This window comes from Arthrobacter sp. MOO21 (assembly GCF_057369995.2).
The window spans coordinates 438782-453847 of sequence record NZ_CM170671.2; the positions used below are offsets into that span (position 1 = coordinate 438782).

At 66.4% G+C, this 15066-nt stretch carries 17 protein-coding genes; 6 read left to right on the plus strand and 11 right to left on the minus strand.

The genetic code is table 11. The features are described from left to right. Positions 1-63 precede the first annotated feature (63 nt). The 3 genes from AC2JAJ_RS01930 to AC2JAJ_RS01940 form a co-directional block, all read right to left on the minus strand. A complete protein-coding gene (locus AC2JAJ_RS01930) occupies positions 64-888 on the minus strand; it encodes an SDR family NAD(P)-dependent oxidoreductase (protein ID WP_486414491.1) in 825 nt (274 codons plus the stop codon). A 109-nt stretch (positions 889-997) separates the two neighbouring features. Further along, positions 998-2401, minus strand: coding sequence for a GntP family permease (locus tag AC2JAJ_RS01935; RefSeq protein ID WP_486414490.1), 1404 nt, complete (start codon positions 2399-2401; stop codon positions 998-1000). Between the two features lie 37 nt (positions 2402-2438). Beyond that, the gene (locus tag AC2JAJ_RS01940; RefSeq protein ID WP_486414489.1) at positions 2439-2984 is read right to left on the minus strand and encodes a gluconokinase; all 546 of its coding nucleotides are present in this window, start codon (positions 2982-2984) and stop codon (positions 2439-2441) included. Between the two features lie 192 nt (positions 2985-3176). On the opposite strand from AC2JAJ_RS01940, the gene AC2JAJ_RS01945 reads away from it, so the two are divergent. Beyond that, positions 3177-3911, plus strand: a complete 735-nt coding sequence (locus AC2JAJ_RS01945; protein WP_473693309.1) for a FadR/GntR family transcriptional regulator — start codon at positions 3177-3179, stop codon at positions 3909-3911. Positions 3912-3987: 76 nt separating this feature from the next. Here the strand turns inward: AC2JAJ_RS01945 and AC2JAJ_RS01950 are convergent, their stop codons facing one another. From AC2JAJ_RS01950 to AC2JAJ_RS01975, 6 genes are all read right to left on the minus strand, one after another. Further along, on the minus strand, positions 3988-4905 hold the full coding sequence (locus AC2JAJ_RS01950; RefSeq protein WP_486414488.1) for a plastocyanin/azurin family copper-binding protein: 918 nt from the start codon (positions 4903-4905) through the stop codon (positions 3988-3990). Positions 4906-5426: 521 nt separating this feature from the next. Continuing rightward, a complete protein-coding gene (locus AC2JAJ_RS01955) occupies positions 5427-5630 on the minus strand; it encodes a cold-shock protein (protein ID WP_009372930.1) in 204 nt (67 codons plus the stop codon). 198 nt (positions 5631-5828) lie between these two features. Further along, positions 5829-6176 (minus strand): PRC-barrel domain-containing protein, encoded by a 348-nt coding sequence (locus AC2JAJ_RS01960; protein ID WP_486414487.1) that lies wholly within the window; start codon positions 6174-6176, stop codon positions 5829-5831. Next, a complete protein-coding gene (locus AC2JAJ_RS01965; RefSeq protein ID WP_486414486.1) occupies positions 6163-6573 on the minus strand; it encodes a hypothetical protein in 411 nt (136 codons plus the stop codon). The genes AC2JAJ_RS01960 and AC2JAJ_RS01965 overlap by 14 nt, the downstream gene beginning before the upstream one ends. After that, positions 6570-7796 carry an Nramp family divalent metal transporter gene (locus AC2JAJ_RS01970; RefSeq protein WP_486414485.1) on the minus strand — a complete coding sequence of 409 codons (1227 nt, stop codon included), beginning with the start codon at positions 7794-7796 and terminating at the stop codon, positions 6570-6572. The genes AC2JAJ_RS01965 and AC2JAJ_RS01970 overlap by 4 nt, the downstream gene beginning before the upstream one ends. Beyond that, positions 7793-8311 carry a hypothetical protein gene (locus AC2JAJ_RS01975; RefSeq protein WP_486414484.1) on the minus strand — a complete coding sequence of 173 codons (519 nt, stop codon included), beginning with the start codon at positions 8309-8311 and terminating at the stop codon, positions 7793-7795. The genes AC2JAJ_RS01970 and AC2JAJ_RS01975 overlap by 4 nt, the downstream gene beginning before the upstream one ends. A 181-nt stretch (positions 8312-8492) precedes the next feature. On the opposite strand from AC2JAJ_RS01975, the gene AC2JAJ_RS01980 reads away from it, so the two are divergent. The 3 genes from AC2JAJ_RS01980 (at position 8493) to AC2JAJ_RS01990 (ending at position 11089) form a co-directional block, all read left to right on the plus strand. Next, on the plus strand, positions 8493-8906 hold the full coding sequence (locus AC2JAJ_RS01980) for a TfoX/Sxy family protein (protein WP_221384193.1): 414 nt from the start codon (positions 8493-8495) through the stop codon (positions 8904-8906). A gap of 144 nt (positions 8907-9050) precedes the next feature. Continuing rightward, the gene (locus AC2JAJ_RS01985) at positions 9051-9953 is read left to right on the plus strand and encodes an SRPBCC family protein (RefSeq protein ID WP_486414483.1); all 903 of its coding nucleotides are present in this window, start codon (positions 9051-9053) and stop codon (positions 9951-9953) included. 59 nt (positions 9954-10012) lie between these two features. Continuing rightward, positions 10013-11089 (plus strand): tellurite resistance/C4-dicarboxylate transporter family protein, encoded by a 1077-nt coding sequence (locus AC2JAJ_RS01990; protein WP_486414482.1) that lies wholly within the window; start codon positions 10013-10015, stop codon positions 11087-11089. A gap of 13 nt (positions 11090-11102) precedes the next feature. Here the strand turns inward: AC2JAJ_RS01990 and AC2JAJ_RS01995 are convergent, their stop codons facing one another. Continuing rightward, on the minus strand, positions 11103-11804 hold the full coding sequence (locus tag AC2JAJ_RS01995) for a hypothetical protein (RefSeq protein WP_486414481.1): 702 nt from the start codon (positions 11802-11804) through the stop codon (positions 11103-11105). A gap of 302 nt (positions 11805-12106) precedes the next feature. Here AC2JAJ_RS01995 and AC2JAJ_RS02000 point away from each other — a divergent pair, with 302 nt between their 5' ends. Both AC2JAJ_RS02000 and AC2JAJ_RS02005 read left to right on the plus strand, forming a co-directional pair. After that, positions 12107-12535 carry a hypothetical protein gene (locus AC2JAJ_RS02000; RefSeq protein WP_486414480.1) on the plus strand — a complete coding sequence of 143 codons (429 nt, stop codon included), beginning with the start codon at positions 12107-12109 and terminating at the stop codon, positions 12533-12535. A 91-nt stretch (positions 12536-12626) separates the two neighbouring features. Further along, positions 12627-13298 (plus strand): response regulator, encoded by a 672-nt coding sequence (locus AC2JAJ_RS02005; RefSeq protein WP_486414479.1) that lies wholly within the window; start codon positions 12627-12629, stop codon positions 13296-13298. Here AC2JAJ_RS02005 and AC2JAJ_RS02010 read toward each other — a convergent pair. Next, the gene (locus AC2JAJ_RS02010; protein WP_486414478.1) at positions 13295-14992 is read right to left on the minus strand and encodes a GAF domain-containing sensor histidine kinase; all 1698 of its coding nucleotides are present in this window, start codon (positions 14990-14992) and stop codon (positions 13295-13297) included. The two genes, AC2JAJ_RS02005 and AC2JAJ_RS02010, sit on opposite strands and share 4 nt — an antisense overlap. Between the last annotated feature and the right edge of the window lie 74 nt (positions 14993-15066).

The window sequence follows — 15066 nt, forward strand, 5'->3', positions numbered from 1 at the left end:
TTGCGGCGGCTGCGGCGTCCATAAGTTACGCCTTTCCGTCACGGATGCTCCAGGACCGCCGCCCTAAACGAGGGCCGCGACCAGCTGTTCGCTCTTCTCCCAGAGCCCGTGCGCCAGTTCGGCATCGTAGGCCTGCGGGTTGGCCCTGGCCAGGGCACGCCTGGCGTAGTAGGCGCCGGAGATCCAGTCGGAGCCGGCGGTGCCGTTGATGAGCCAGAGCATGGTGTCCGCGCCCTGGTCCGGGCTGAGCATGAAGCGGTTCAGCAGGGTCTTGTAGGCGTGCCGGAAGGGGCTCGTGGAGTCCGCCGCGAAGTTGGTGCGGACCACGCCCGGGTGGAAGGCCGTCGTCGCGATCCCCTGGTCGTGGAAGCGGCGGTGCAGCTCGGAAGTGAACAGGATGTTGGCGAGCTTGCCGGTGCCGTACGCGCGGTAGGTGCTGTAGCCGCGTTCGGCGTTGAGGTCGGAAAGATTCAGCTTGCCGTGGAAGTTGGCGTGGCTGGCGGTATTGATGATCTTCGCCTGGCTGGCGGTCAGCGTGTCCATCAGGAGACTGGTGAGCAGGAAGGGCGCCAGGTGGTTGACCTGGAATGTCAGCTCGTTGCCGTCCACAGTGAGCGTGCGCTTGCCCATCATGCCGCCGGCGTTGTTGGCGAGCACGTCAATGCGCGGGTAGTTGGATTTCAGCTTTTCCGCAAGATCGCGGACCTGCGCAAGGTCGGCGAAGTCGGCCACGTAGTGGTCCGCGCCGAGCTCCGTGGCCAGAGCGCGGGTCTTCCCGGCAGACCGGCCGACGACGACCACCTGCTCCCCCGCCGTGGCCAGCGTCCGTGCGGCTGCCGCTCCGATGCCGTCGCTGGCGCCGGTGATCACAATGGTGCGAGGAGTCAAGGGGTGTCCTTTGGTCGGTTCTTTCCGGTGACGGTGGCTTTGGGGATAACGAGGGCGGGGCGGCCGGTGTTCCCACCAGCCGCCCCGCCCCGCTCCCAAGCGTGCTGCGTCAGCCCGCCAGGCCGGCCACCAGGAAGATCATGCCGGCGATGGCGAAGCCCATCACGCCGATGAGCGTCTCCATGACGGTCCAGGTCTTCAGCGTGGTCTTGACGTCCATCCCGAAAAAGCGGCCCACCAGCCAGAAGCCGGAGTCGTTGACGTGGGAGACCACCACGGAACCGGCGGCCACGGCGATGACCATGGCGGCGACCTGCATGCCGTTCAGCCCGCCCGCGGCGACGGCGGGGGCGATAAGGCCTGCGGTGGTGGTCAGTGCGACCGTTGCCGAGCCCTGGGCAATGCGCAGGATGGCGGAGATCAGGAACCCTGCCAGGATCAGCGGGATACCCACGTTGCCCAGCACGTCAGCCAGCGCCTTGCCGATGCCGGAGGTGCGCAGCACACCACCGAACATGCCTCCGGCGCCGGTGATGAGGATGACGGAGCAGACCGGTCCCAGCGAGGACTCGAGCAGCTTCTCCATGGCGGTGGCGTCCCGGCCGCGGCGGGTGCCCAGGACGAACAGGGCCGCGAGGACGGCGATCAGCAGCGCCACCGGGGTTTCGCCGATGGTGCGGAGGACCTGGAACCACTGTTCCTTCTTGACGGATTCGTCCAGCGCCCCGGAGGACGCCAGGGTGTTCAGGCCCGTGTTGAGGAAGATCAGCACCAGCGGCAGCAGCAGAAGCCCGATGATGGTGCGGAACTTCGGCGGGTGCGCCTCGGCCTCGGCGCTGGCGTGGCCCAGGATTTCGGGCACCGGCAGGACGAGCTTCTTGCCGGTGTACAGGCCGTAGAGGTAGGCGGTGACGTACCAGGTGGGGATGGCCGTGATCAGGCCGGCGATCAGGACGAGTCCGACGTTCGCGCCAAAGAAGGCGGCGGCGGAGACCGGGCCGGGGTGCGGCGGCAGGAAGATGTGCATCACGGAGAAGGCGCCGGCGGCGGGCAGCCCATACCGCAGCACTCCCCCGCCCAGGCGGTGGGCAACTGCGAAGACCACGGGCAGCATGACCACCAGGCCGGCGTCGAAGAAGATGGGGAAGCCGAAGATCAGTGAGGCCAGGCCCAGCGCGAAGGGGGCGCGCTTTTCACCGAACACGCCGATGAGGTAGTCCGCAAGGACCTTGGCGCCGCCGCTGGTTTCCACGATGCGGCCGAGCATCGCGCCCAGGCCCACCAGCAGCGCCACTGTGCCGAGGGTGGTGCCGAAGCCGTCCACCAGGACCGGGACCACCTTGTTGGCGGGGATGCCGGTGGCGAAGGCGGTGGCGAGGCTGATGAGGATCAGCGCGATGAGGGCGTGCATCCGCAGCCGGATGATGAGGAACAGCAGCACAAGAATCGCTGCCGCGGCGATGAGCAGCAGCGGTCCTGCGCCCAGCGTCTGGGTCCATCCTTCGATGGTCATGGTTCTCCTTTGAAACAGGGTTGGGGATCAGGGGGGGTCAGGACGCCTGGGGCGCCTGGCCGGCGGGGAGGCTAAGGGCGTTGACGACGGCGGCAACCAGCTCGTCGGGTGAGCGCGAGATGTCCAGGCGGAGGCTGCCGGCGTTGAGCTCCTGTGCGGTGAGCGGCTCCAGGGTGGCCAGCTGGCTGGGCAGCAGGGTGGGCGGCATGAAGTGGCCTTCCCGGCCCTGCATGCGCTCGCTGATCAGGTCGGCGCCGCCGTCGAGATGGAGGAAGAGCACCCGGCCTGCGGCTTGGGAAAGGAGTTCCCGGTAGCTCTGCTTGAGTGCGGAGCAGGTAAGCACCGTGCTCTGGCCCCCGACGGCTCGGGCTGTCATCCAGTCCCGGATCTGCTGCAGCCACGGCCAGCGGTCGTCATCCTGGAGGGGAACGCCCTGGGACATCTTGGCGATGTTGGCTGCGGGGTGGAACTCGTCCGCCTCCGCGCAGGCCCAGCCCAGCTGCTGGGAAAGGGCCGCGGCCAGGGTGGATTTGCCGGAACCGGCAACGCCCATGACCACCAGGTGCGTGGCTGGATACTGCATGTCATACCTCCGGAGAAGACGTCTTTGGCTTTGGAAGAAGCGCGTTACGGGCCCGGGTCTCGATTGGGCTACGCGATAAGGTATCACCTTTTTCGTCCATAGATACTATCTTTGCGTGTCACAAGTCATACCTTTGGCGCTCCTGCGGGTATTCTGGGAAGGCGCAGCGGCGCGTAAGGGAACGGGGAGAAAATGTCGACGGCGACAGTCCAGGACGGCGATGAAGTGCAGGACGGCGGGTTGTCGCCTGCCATGCAGGGCCGGGTTCTTGATGCGCTGGGGGTAGCCATCGCATCCGGCAGCCTTGCCCCGGGCACCCGCCTCACGCTGGAAGGACTGCAGCAGGAGTACGGGATTTCCCGCACGGTGGCCCGGGACACCATGAAGGTCCTGGAGTCGATGAACCTGGTCTATTCGCGGCGGCGGGTCGGCATCGTGGTGCAGGAGCCGACCCTGTGGAACGTTTTTGACCCGAAGCTGGTGCGGTGGCGGCTGGCCTCGGACCGTCGGGAGCTGCAGTACAGCAGCCTCACCGAGCTGCGCATCGCCGTCGAACCAATTGCCGCTGCCGGCGCCGCCCGCCGGGCCAGCGCTGCCGAGCGGGCGCAGCTTGTCTCGCTGGCTGCCGACCTGAGGCGCCTGGGCGAGGCCGGTGACCTCCAGGCTTTCCTGGCCGCAGACATAGCCTTCCACCAACTGCTGCTGCGGAGCTGCGGCAACGAGATGTTCCGCGCCCTCGAAGGCATGGTGGCCGAGGTCCTGACCAGCCGGACGCAGCAGGGGCTCATGCCGTTCAAGCCGCGCAAGGAGGCGCTCCAGGCGCACGAGGATGTTGCCGCCGCCGTGTCCCGTGGCGATACCGCGGTGGCGGAACGGGCCATGCACCACATCCTCGACGAGGTGCGCGAAGCGATGGGGCTGCACTGACCGCCTGCACTGGCCCGGCATAACGCAAACGGTCCGGCCGGGGCAACCCCCCACCGGACCGTCGCTGGAAAAGGCGTCAGCCGACGACCTTCACCTCGCCCACCATGCCCATGTAGTCATGGAGTGCACAGATGTACTCGAACGTTCCCTTTGCCTGGAACGTCACAGCAAACTCATCGCCGGGCCACATGATTCCGGAGTTGAGGTCTCCCCCGGTGAAATGGGACCGGTCGCCGGACGGGGCGAAGATGTTGGCCGGTTCGGTGCCAAACGTGACAGTGTGGGGAGCGCCCATCCCGGTGTTGGCAAAGACGACGGTCTCACCCACGTGCACCGTGGCGGTGGGCCGGACGAAGCGCATGACCATCGCCACGCCGTCGTCACCGCCTGCGATGACCCGATGGTTGCTGGCCTGCTGCGCCAGGGCGGCATCGAGCTGGTGCCCGTCCCGCAGGATGGACCGCGCCTGTGCCCGTGATGCCTTGTCGTAGTCAGCCTGGCTGTACGGGTACTTCGTGCCCTGTTCCCGGACGTGGACGGTGCCCTTCATCATCTCGCCGTGGACCAGGCAGTAGTAAGTAAAGTCGCCTTCCCGCGGGAACGTCAGCGTGTAGCTCCTCGCATCAGGGAAGCCAGGGACGTCCACATTGGCAAGGAGGCCGGAGTTGTAATACGAATGCCCGTCATAACTGCTCCGTCCGCGTTTCAGTAACTCATCGGGATTGAACGGATTGAAGGGTTGCAGTGACTGCCCTGACGCCAGGAATGTCACGGTATGGATTTCCGCGGAGTTCGCCTCCCACCTGATGCTGTCCCTCTCATTGATGTAGATCTCCGAGGGGAGGAAAGCCATGCCCTGGATCTCCTGGTCGCGGGACTCGGAGCCCACCAGCACCGTCCAGGTCCGGTGGCCACCCCCGTCCGCCGAGGCGGGGACCGCTGCGGCTACTGAAGCCAGCAGCGCAACAGCGACTGCAACAATAAACGCCAGCATTCTGAATCTGGGATTGATTCCCCGAATGTGCTTCATAGCAATGCTTTCTCGGATGCGTCCGGCCGCAGTGGCCGGTGCCCACGGCTCTGACCGTTCAGCACATTGCCTGATGGGCCGAAACGGCCAGGGTTTTTTTCGGTAGAGATACCGGCCACCTGGACTCTCGGGCGCTGGCAGCCGGAACCGGCACTCTCATGCCGGACCTGCACCACCCCAACTGGTGCGCGCAGGGCTGGAATCTATTCCACACGCCGTCCCTCACGCGGGGTATCAGGACGCGTAAGGCGGACGCACTTTTAGCTTGCTCCTTCAACTGAATTTTGTCGAGACGACAGACATTCCCGCCTCACGGACTATGGGGCCCGGCCTGAGGGCGGCCCTGCACCGCATAACCGTTGCTGCCCGGCGCCGCCTATGCGGTCACGGCCCGGTTATGGCTAAGCCGGGTTAACAAAAAGCAGGGCCTGCCGATGAACGGCAAGCCCTGCTTGGAAACCTAACGGTCCCGGAACCCTAAGGAATTAGAGAGCCTGGATGTTGGTGGCCTGGGGACCCTTGGGGCCCTGCTCGGTGTCGAAGGAAACCTTCTGGTTCTCTTCGAGGGAGCGGAAGCCGTTGGAGTTGATCGCGGAGTAGTGCGCGAAAACATCCTGTGAGGAGTCGTCCGGGGAGATGAAGCCGAAGCCCTTTTCAGCGTTAAACCATTTGACGGTACCAGTAGCCATTATTTTTGTCCTTCGTGAAGGTGGAGGGAAAATCCCGACTTTCGGGCCCTCCGGCGTGGGGTGTTCAAAAACCGCTACTTCAGAAGAACGCGGACTTCCGACCGCGCGTACTGCCTGAACTACCAACTGCATAAACACAACAACAGGTTCCACACTACAGGACATTGCCGCCGCGCATTACCACGCCGTACAACCCGGCTATTCCTGCCCCCGGTCGTCAAGCTGCGGGTTGTACCTGGTGAATCCTGGCCGGAGGCGCACGGAACCGGCGCCAATCATGGCGATGTCCTCCCACATCACCAGGAACGAACCCCGGTGCCGCCAGCGCAGCAGGTTCGCCAGCGGCCAGGGCTGGGTCAGTCCGGTGCGCTCGTACCCCAGGAACGAGGCCACGCTGTGCGGGCTGACCACCAGGCCCAGCAGCCGCGGCTCCGCCAGCAGTTGGCGCGGGGTGCCGTCCAGGACGAACCGGGCGTCGGCCACCCGGCCCAGCCACCCGCCGTCGGGATCATGCACGGAGGTGCCCAGCAAATCACCGAGGATCACGGCGGCCTCCCGGGATACGGGCGATGATCTTGTCGCGGATCCAGCGTTCCACCCAGCCGGCGTCCAGGTTCTCGCCGCTGACACCCAGCGTCAGGACAACGTCCACCGCGGCCACGTCCTTCCAGGGGATGCGGATCAGCCGGGCCGACGGCGGCCTGCCGCCGAAGATGCGTGTCCCCAGGACGGGGCCGGTCAGCAGTGCGGTAAGGACCGGGGCCGGGGTGCCGGGCGGGATCTCTTCGTCCACAGCAGGCCCGCTCAGCTCGAGGTCGTCAACGGTGGTGACCGGGACGCCGTCGTGGTCCAGGACCTGCCGGTCCATCAGGTGCAGTTGCGCGTCCAGGGTGCGCCCCGCATGGTGCGGCGCGGGGGCCAGTGGGCCCTTGGAGGGAGTCATGAGCCGCCTCCTGTCACGATCATGAGGGGAATTGCCGCCACGGACGCCACCAGGATGATCACCAGGTACACCATGCCCAGCATGTTCACTGCCCGGCCGTTGACGTGCTTGCCCATGTACTGCGGATCGTTGGCCACTATAAGGATGGGCAGGTAGGTCAGCGGCAACGCAATCGCGGAGAAGACCACGGAGTACTCGGTCACCAGGACAGGGTCAACGCCGGTGGCAAGGACCGCGATGCCCACGAGCAGGCACACGATCATGGCCAGGTGGAAGCGCGCAGCCTGGGCGGGCCGGCGGAATTTGCCCCAGGACCAGCCGAAGTACTGGGCCAGGGTGTAGCCGCTGGAGAGCGTGGTTTCCAGTGCGGCACCGAACGTTGCGGCCACCACTCCCACCAGGACGAACGCCAGGCCGAGCTTCCCCGCGCCCTCTGCCACGGGCAGGATCACCTGCGAGAGCGAGGTCACCGCAATGCCGGCGGGCAGAAGCACCACGGCGGCACAGCCTGCGATGGCGACGGACAGCAGGCCGCCGAGTGGGAAGCCGGCCAGGACGTTGATCCGGGACTGGATCAGGTCCTTGACGTTCCACCCTTCCTCCACAGCGCCGGAGGAGAAGAAGAACACTTCATATGGCGTCATGGCGGCACCGAAAAGGGCGATGGCGTAGTAGCTGTAGGTCCAGGCGGTCTCCTGCTCCGGAACACTGGGGACCAGCTGTCCCGCGAGGGACCCCCAGTCCGGTTTGAGCATGAACAGCGCCACGGCGAACACAATCAGCGTCAGGCCCAGCAGGCCGGTGACGTTCTCCATGATGGAGAACTTGACCCGCCAGATCACCAGCCACACGGCCACGGCCGCCACCGGGATCCAGAGCAGGTAGTTCACGCTGCTGGCCAGCTGCAGGGCCAGCGCAATGCCGCCGATTTCCGCCGTGACGGTCATGAGGTTGATCAGGAATGACGCCGAAAGGTTCGCCAGGCCGGCCCGCGCGCCCAGCCGTTCCCGGATCACCTCGAACGTGGCCCTGCCGGAGGCTGCTGCCACCCGGCCGGACATGTTGGCAAACAGGCAGATCCCCACCACCCCAACAGCCACCACCCACACCAGGGAGAGGCCAAAGCGTGAACCCACGACGGCGTTGGTCACCAGGTCGCCGATGTCCACGAACCCGCCGATGGCGGTGAGGATTCCCAGTGCGACGCCGAGGAGCCGCTTCATGTGGACCCCACCTTCCTGGCCAGCTGGTCCAGGACGTCCTCGGCCGCTGCGAGCGCCCTGTCCCCGTCGGGCAGGGAGGGGGCAGCGCCGTCGGACGTTGACAGCGCGGCGCGGGCGGTTGCGAAACCTGCCGCGCACTGGTCCAGCACATCAAGGGCCTGCTTTTGGGTGTCGCGGTCCCCCTGGGTGGCGGCCGAGAGCTTCAGGACGGTGCCGCGGCTGGCCTGGACTTCCTTGAGCCCGTCGTCGAGGGCTGTGGAGGTTGCGGCCCGGGTCAGCTTTCCGTCCATGTCCTGCCGCAGGGCGAGGCGCGCGGTGGCGACCGCCGAAGAGCTGTCCTTGACGGCCGTCGCGACCGTTTCGCTGGTGCTGCCGGTGCACGCGGTGAGGAGTGCGAGCGCGGAAAATGCCAGGGCGGCAAGGAACTTCCTGCTGGCGGCGGAGGCCGGGCCCGGCATGTTCAGCACCTTTGCCTCCAGCCCCCGGGCGGCACCCGGATCCATAACCTGCGGCACGGCAACCAAAAAATAGTTGCCTTGAGCTATATATAGCACTCCTTCCGGATGTTTCACCTGTTCAGGCATGAGTTTCTTCCGGCCCCGCAGCGGCCGCCCGCACGTCCTCGACCACCGGCGGGAATAGGCATATCCTGCCTCCAGATCTGCGGTCGCAGCCCTTTCAACGGGAGATGAAGCCATGGACATGCCCAAGGCAACCGAGGAAGAGAAGGAGCGCTTCCGGCGCGTGGTCCCGGACCGCCCTGGCGTGGTGGTGAAACCGATGTTCGGCAACCTAGGGGCCTTCGTCAATGGCAACATGTTCGCCGGGCTATTCGGGTCCACCATCGGCGTGAAGCTGTCCGCCGAGGACAAGGAACTGCTGGAGTCCTCGGAACGGACCGTACCCTTCGGGCCGGCCGGGCGGCCCATGGGCGGGTACACGGGACTGCCGGAAGTGTGGAATGAAGAGGGCGACGGCGACGACACCCGTGCCAGGGCATGGGCCGAGAAGGCGCTGGGCTACGTCGCCACGCTCCCTGCCAAGGAGCCGAAGGCCCGGCCCGCCAAGGCCGGCAGGCCCAATGCCGTGAACCGGGCGGGGGCGGAGTAGCCGGGTCCGCCCCTTGCGTTCCCCCCCTTTTCGGTTACGGGGGTCCGCCGGGACTTTTTGCCCTGTTCCCGGCCTTCCTTTCGGGCTGCACTGGAACGGCGGGAGCCGACGCCGGAGCTCCTGACCCGAAAGGAGATGGAAAGTATGACCAGGAACGTCTCACAGAGCACCATGATCAACGCCCCCGTGGACAAGGTGTTCTCCTTCCTGAGCGATCCGACGAACTGGATGAAGGCATTCCCCGGGGACAGCGAAGTCACCCAGCTGGACATCAGGCCGGAGGGCATCGGCACGTCCGCACGGTGGTCCGCGAAGGCGTGGGGCATTCCCATGCATGTCACCCACGAGTACCGCGAGGTGGTTCCCAACAAGCGCATTGTCTCCAGGTCGTTCGGGCCTGTCATCACGTTCTCCCTGGAACCGGCGGGCACGGGCACTGCGCTGACGGTCGATTCAGTCCTCGATATCCAGGCCCCGCTGGTCAGGGTGCCGGCGCAGGCGCTTTTTGTCCGGATGACAGAAGACGACGTCAAGGGCATGGTGGCCAACGTCAAGAGCCTCATCGAGACCGGGAAGAAGGCGGTCCCGGAAGCCGCCGGCGCCGTGTCCGGCCAAACGCTGACGATGTTCGGTGGCATCACCATCGCCGCGCCGGTGGATCGGGTCTTCGACCTGGTGAAGGATCCCCATGTCTGGCTGGGACCGGACGTGCAGATCTCCGACCTTAAGACCACCCCCGAGGGCGTCGGCACCACCTTCCAGGCAGCATGGAAGGTCCTTGGTATTCCACTCAAGACGACGCACGAATACACCGAGTTCGTTCCCAATGAGCACTTCACGTCAAAGGCGGCCATGGGGCCGGTCTTCAAGGTGGAGGTCTCGGCCGTTGACGGCGGCACCCGCCTCGACATGAGGTCGGACGTGGTGCCCCGGAATATGGCCGAAGCCGCCGTGGATGCACTTGTCATCAAGATGTCCGAACACAGCCAGGCCGAACAGCTGGCCGGCATCAAAGCCAAGGCGGAGGCCGCCACCGGCACTGCCTGAGACGCCCCGCAAAGGGCCACCTCGCGGATGGGGCGGGCACCAGTCCTAAGCTTGGTGGCATGAACACCGCCGATGCCGCCCGGATCTCCCTGGGCTCCCGGGTCAACGAGGCGGTGCAAACCCTGACCCCGGGATACTTCGCCCTCACCATGGCCAGCGGCATCATCTCAGTGGGCCTTGAACTCGAAGGCTTCCATGTCCTTTCCGTGGCGCTGCTGGTGGCCTGCGCGGTCTCCTATGCCGTGATCCTTGCGCTCAGCCTGCTCCGCCTCGCCCGGTACCCCGCCGACATGCGCCGCGACTTCCTCGATCCCGGCCGGGCATTCGGCTTCTTCACTTTCATTGCCGGCACCAACGTCCTCGGCGTGCGGCTTGGGATGGCAGGGTGGCCGGTCGCGACGGCGGTCCTCCTGGCAGCTGCAACGCTCGCCTGGGTGGTGCTCGGCTACGTCATCCCATGGACGGCCGTGCTGGGCCGCGCGGAGCGGCCCGTGGTCAAGGATGCCAACGGCACCTGGTTCATTTGGTGCGTGGCCAGCCAGTCAGTGGCGGTGGCGGCCGCGTCCCTCGAACCGCTCGCCGGGCCCGACTGGCGCGCACCCCTGGCGCTTGCCGGCGTCGTGGCCTGGTCGGTGGGCCTCATCCTCTACGCCGCGGTGGGCATCTTCGTTTCGCTGCGGCTGATGACCTACCCCATCCGCCCCGAGGATCTGCGTCCGCAATACTTCGTAGCCATGGGCGCCATGGCCATCAGTGTCCTGGCGGGAGCGCGGATCGTGGAGATGGCGGGTGCGCCCATGGTGGATGCAACCCGAGGGCTGGTGGCCGGCGCGTCCGTGGTCTTCTGGGCCTTCGCCTCGTGGCTGTTTCCGGTGCTGCTCGCGGCCGGGTGGTGGCGGCACGTGCTCCACCGCGTTCCCTTGTCCTACGAGCCCGGCCTGTGGAGCGTCATCTTCCCCCTCGGGATGTACGCCGTGGCCGGGATCTACCTCGGCCGCGCCGACCAGTTACCCCTGGTGGCAGCGATCGGCCGGGCCGAGCTGTGGCTCGCGGTCGCAGCATTCCTTGCCACCATGGCCGGGATGCTCTGGCACCTGTGGGCCACGCTGCTGCGGCCCGCGCGGAAGGTCCGTTAACCGCCCAAAGCCGTCAGCCTGCCCGGGGGCCGGGTCCGTGTGCCTTCTGCTGCCCGTCGCGGTGGGCGACGTATGCGTAGACCAGCAGTGCTACACCCGCCAGGACCATGACGGCGGGCACGGCGAAGTCCATGGGAATGAATATCGCCGTGGCCTGGAGGACAAAGATCAGTCCCATGACGGCGAGGATCCCGGCCGGGATCAACGGCCACTTCATCCGGTCGGGGTGCTCGGCTGCCTCATCGATGCGCACCGGGATCAGGGAAAGCACGCCGAAGGTGGCCGCCAGGCCAAGGAAGAGGACGGCGGCGGTGGGCGTGCCCTGCAGCTCCTGCGGGAGGGCCACGATGACCGCCAGCGTGAACATGACGCCCGACGGGATCAGGGCCCACCAGTTGCCGGGTTCCCGCAGGAACACAGCGGCGAAGCCCGCCCCCATGAAGAGGAACAGAAGGGCTGCGCCCCAGGCGCCGCCGGTGAGCTGTGTGGCCGTGATGACCGCCGCCAGGCCCAGGAACACGGAGCCGGGGATGGCAGCCCACCAGAACTCCCGGCGCCTGATGAACAGGGACAGGAACAGGACCCCGACGGCTGCGAAGGCCACCGGCGCCACAAAGGCTCCGCTGTCCATAATGCCGAGCCGGTCCAGCAGCAACAGCACACCCAGCGCCATGAGGACGATGCCTGCGATGATGCTTGCGTTTGCCGATTTCACCGTGTGCCTCCCGGGATACGGCAGGCGGCCGCGCGCCGCGCTGCTTAACTCAGGCTAGGACCGGCCCGGAAACGGAAACAGGGCACAAAGCCCCCCGCCTTCCAACCCCCGCATCGCGGCCAAGTCCGAGCACCTCGATACGGGACCTTCAGCCCTATGGAGGGGCCGCCGTGCTTTGGCACGCTGGTAAAGGCGCCGTCCGGGTCCTCACGTCGCGAGGCCGGAGCGGCTTTCCACGCAGAACCCCAAGGACATGTGGCCGTGAAGGCATCCACACGCGAAGGCATCGAAAGGAGCACGGCATGCCCGCTGACATCCTCACGCTTCATTCCGTTCCGCCGCCACAGGCCCTGACATCACCGGTGCCAATGGCACAGGGAGAAGAGCTCGCCGCGTTGGAGTTCCTCCACCAGGAACTGCTGTGCCGGGGTTTGCCGGACAATGAAGCACGGACGGAAGTGGCGCGGATCGCGGCTCGGAAAGTATGGGACGGGTTCGCTGCCCAGTTGCGCCGTCACCGGGCTGCAGGCCGCCAGGTGGACGCCAATGTGCCCGCGGTGGCCCTGGGCTCGATGCAGGGCATGACCTTCCCGCTGCTCCGCCACCGGGGCGACGTCGACTTTGAAAGACACAGCACCTTTGAAAGACTCAGCACCACAGGCTCCGCCTGCAGCACCCCAGCCGAGGTACCGGCCATTCCCGATCCGGGAATGGGTATCGGACGGCGGTGATATGCGGGATGATGGACTGAAGTTCCTTTCGAAGGGGTGGCTGCACGGGGAGGGTGGCCGGGGAGGGCACCGAACCGACGAGAGCATCTCCATGGATACACCTGCAGCACCCCCGGACAAGGTCCGCTCCCTTGGCCTGGCCGTCCGGGTCTTTGTCCTCAATGACCACAAATTGGTCCGGCAGGGGCTGAGGGACCTGCTCGAACACGACGGCTTCGTTATCGCCGGCGAAAGCGGATCAGCCGCCGAAGCCAGAAGGCTTATCCCCGTCCTGAACCCGGACCTTGCGGTGTTGGACGACAGGCTCCCTGACGGCACCGGAATCGAGGTCTGCCGTGATCTCCATTCCACCGCTCCACACGTCAAATGCCTGATCCTCACCGGCTGGGATGAACACCACGCAGCGCGGGCAATGGTCCTGGCGGGTGCATCCGGCTATGTGCTCAAGCAGGTGGGGACCAACAACGAACTGGTCAACCGTATCCGCATGGCCGCCGCCGGCGTTCCCCTTCCGCGGCCCGGGCTTAGGGCGTGGGCTGCCGAAGGCCTGCACGCAGCCGCCTCCGCCTCCTGGCCGGAAACCATGACACAGCGGGAACGGAACGTGCTTGCGCTCATGGCGCGGGGCCTCACCAACCCGCAGATCGGACAGGAACTCACGCTCGCTGACGACACCGTGGCCGCCTGTGTCTCCGCCGTACTGCACAAGCTTGGCTTCCGCCCGCGGAGCCAGCTGGCCCCGGCCGAGATCCCCGTGAATTAGCGCCGGAGCCCGCCTCGTCCGGCAGCAGGCACCGTCCAGGTCACGCACGTGCCCTTGCCCGGTGAGCTCTCGATGACGCAGGCACCGCCCAGGCGGGAGGCCCGGCTCTTCATGTTGTCCAAGCCGCTGACGCGTTCCGGAACGGCAAAGCCGCACCCATTGTCCCGGACCGTGAGCACCACCTCGTCCTCCTGGGCTGCCAGGTGGATGTAGATGTCCTCCGACCCGGAGTGCCGGACGGCGTTGCTGACGCTTTCGTACAGCACCGGCAGCAGCTGGTCGGCCACCTCGTCGCCCACACCGTCGTCCACCGGGCCCGAGAGCTGGATCCTCGGGAGGAAACCGCCGGCGTTCGCGGCCTCCTGGACAGCGCGCAGGACGCGTCCGCTGAGAAGCTCCTGGTCGGGCTGCCTGGCATGGAGGGAGTAGATGGTATCGCGGAGCTGATGGATGCAGTCGTCCAGCTCTGTGGTGACACCGGCAATGCGGCGCTCAAGCGCGGCGGGATCCGACATGTACCGCCGCAGGCCCTGCAGGTTCAAACCGGCCGCGAACAGCCGTTGGATGACCAGGTCGTGCAGGTCCCGCGCAATCCGTTCCCGGTCGATGAACAGCGCGTGCTCTTCCCGCAACTGGTTGGCCTTCAGCAGGTCCAGCGTCAGGCCGATCCGGGACGAAAACAAGGCGCTCTGTTCGACGTCCACCTCGGTGTAGCGCGACCCGCCGGCGGGCCTGGCCAGGATCAGGACGCTGTCGCGGTGGCCGTCGCTGTTGCTGCCCAGTGCTGCCACCAGGACCGGCCCGAGCTTTTCGGCCGCCGCCGGATCAAACACTTGGTGAGGATCCTTGAAGGCTATGGATTCCCCGGTCTCAAGCACCTGGGCCAGGACAGCGGCGGCAGGCAGTTCCTGCCCGCCGGGCATGGCCTGGACCCCCACGGAAGTCCGGCACCATATCCTGCCGTCCCCGCCCGCGGAGGCCACCAGTGACAGTGCGGAACCGGACGCGTGCAGGGCCTGTTCCGCGATCATGTCGAGGTTTTCCGTATCGGACCGCGGCTGGGCCTTCAGCCTGTCGCTGACCACCATTCCGGCTTCGAGCCACCGCTGGCGGCGGTTGGTGTCGTCAAACAACCGCGCGTTCTGGATCGCCACGCCGGCGGCGCTGGCGAGGGCGACGGCCAGGTCCTCGTCCTCGGCCGTGAAGTCCGGGCCGTCGATCTTTTCGGTCAGGTACAGGTTCCCGAAGACTTCGTTCCGGACCCGGACAGGTACGCCGAGGAACGTCCTCATTGGCGGATGGTTGGGCGGGAAGCCTACGGCGATGGGGTGTTCGCCCAGGTCATGGAGCCGCAGCGGCTGGGGTTCGCGGATCAGCTGGCCCAGCACTCCGTGGCCCTTGGGAAGGTCCCCGATGAGGTGGGCACCTTCCTCGTCGATGCCGACGGTGATGAAGTGGCTGAGCTGCTGGTCGTCGCCGATGACGCCCAACGCGCCATACCGTGCCCCGACAAGTTCGCACGCTGACTGCACCACCCGGTCCAGGACCGCTTCCAGGCTCAGGTCCTCCGCCATGGAAACCACTGCGCCGAGCAGGCCCTCCACATGTTCCTGGGCACGGACAAGGTCATCTGCCCGGTCTACGAATTCCCGCAGGAGTTCACGGGTCCGCCGCCTGATGGGTTCACGCCACATTGAGAAAACACCTCAGCATTCGCCGGCCTCACTAGGGCGGGCTACTTCACCCCGGTCCGGCATACAAGTGACGC

Bases quoted from the DNA above. Each gene is read 5' to 3' on its own strand.
- AC2JAJ_RS01935 (WP_486414490.1), bottom strand. From the start codon at position 2,401: ATGACCATCGAAGGATGGACCCAGACGCTGGGCGCAGGACCGCTGCTG.
- AC2JAJ_RS01940 (WP_486414489.1), bottom strand. From the start codon at position 2,984: ATGCAGTATCCAGCCACGCACCTGGTGGTCATGGGCGTTGCCGGTTCC.
- AC2JAJ_RS01945 (WP_473693309.1), top strand. From the start codon at position 3,177: ATGTCGACGGCGACAGTCCAGGACGGCGATGAAGTGCAGGACGGCGGG.
- AC2JAJ_RS01950 (WP_486414488.1), bottom strand. From the start codon at position 4,905: ATGCTGGCGTTTATTGTTGCAGTCGCTGTTGCGCTGCTGGCTTCAGTA.
- AC2JAJ_RS01955 (WP_009372930.1), bottom strand. From the start codon at position 5,630: ATGGCTACTGGTACCGTCAAATGGTTTAACGCTGAAAAGGGCTTCGGC.
- AC2JAJ_RS01965 (WP_486414486.1), bottom strand. From the start codon at position 6,573: ATGACTCCCTCCAAGGGCCCACTGGCCCCCGCGCCGCACCATGCGGGG.
- AC2JAJ_RS01970 (WP_486414485.1), bottom strand. From the start codon at position 7,796: ATGAAGCGGCTCCTCGGCGTCGCACTGGGAATCCTCACCGCCATCGGC.
- AC2JAJ_RS01980 (WP_221384193.1), top strand. From the start codon at position 8,493: ATGGACATGCCCAAGGCAACCGAGGAAGAGAAGGAGCGCTTCCGGCGC.
- AC2JAJ_RS01985 (WP_486414483.1), top strand. From the start codon at position 9,051: ATGACCAGGAACGTCTCACAGAGCACCATGATCAACGCCCCCGTGGAC.
- AC2JAJ_RS01990 (WP_486414482.1), top strand. From the start codon at position 10,013: ATGAACACCGCCGATGCCGCCCGGATCTCCCTGGGCTCCCGGGTCAAC.
- AC2JAJ_RS02000 (WP_486414480.1), top strand. From the start codon at position 12,107: ATGCCCGCTGACATCCTCACGCTTCATTCCGTTCCGCCGCCACAGGCC.
- AC2JAJ_RS02005 (WP_486414479.1), top strand. From the start codon at position 12,627: ATGGATACACCTGCAGCACCCCCGGACAAGGTCCGCTCCCTTGGCCTG.
- AC2JAJ_RS02010 (WP_486414478.1), bottom strand. From the start codon at position 14,992: ATGTGGCGTGAACCCATCAGGCGGCGGACCCGTGAACTCCTGCGGGAA.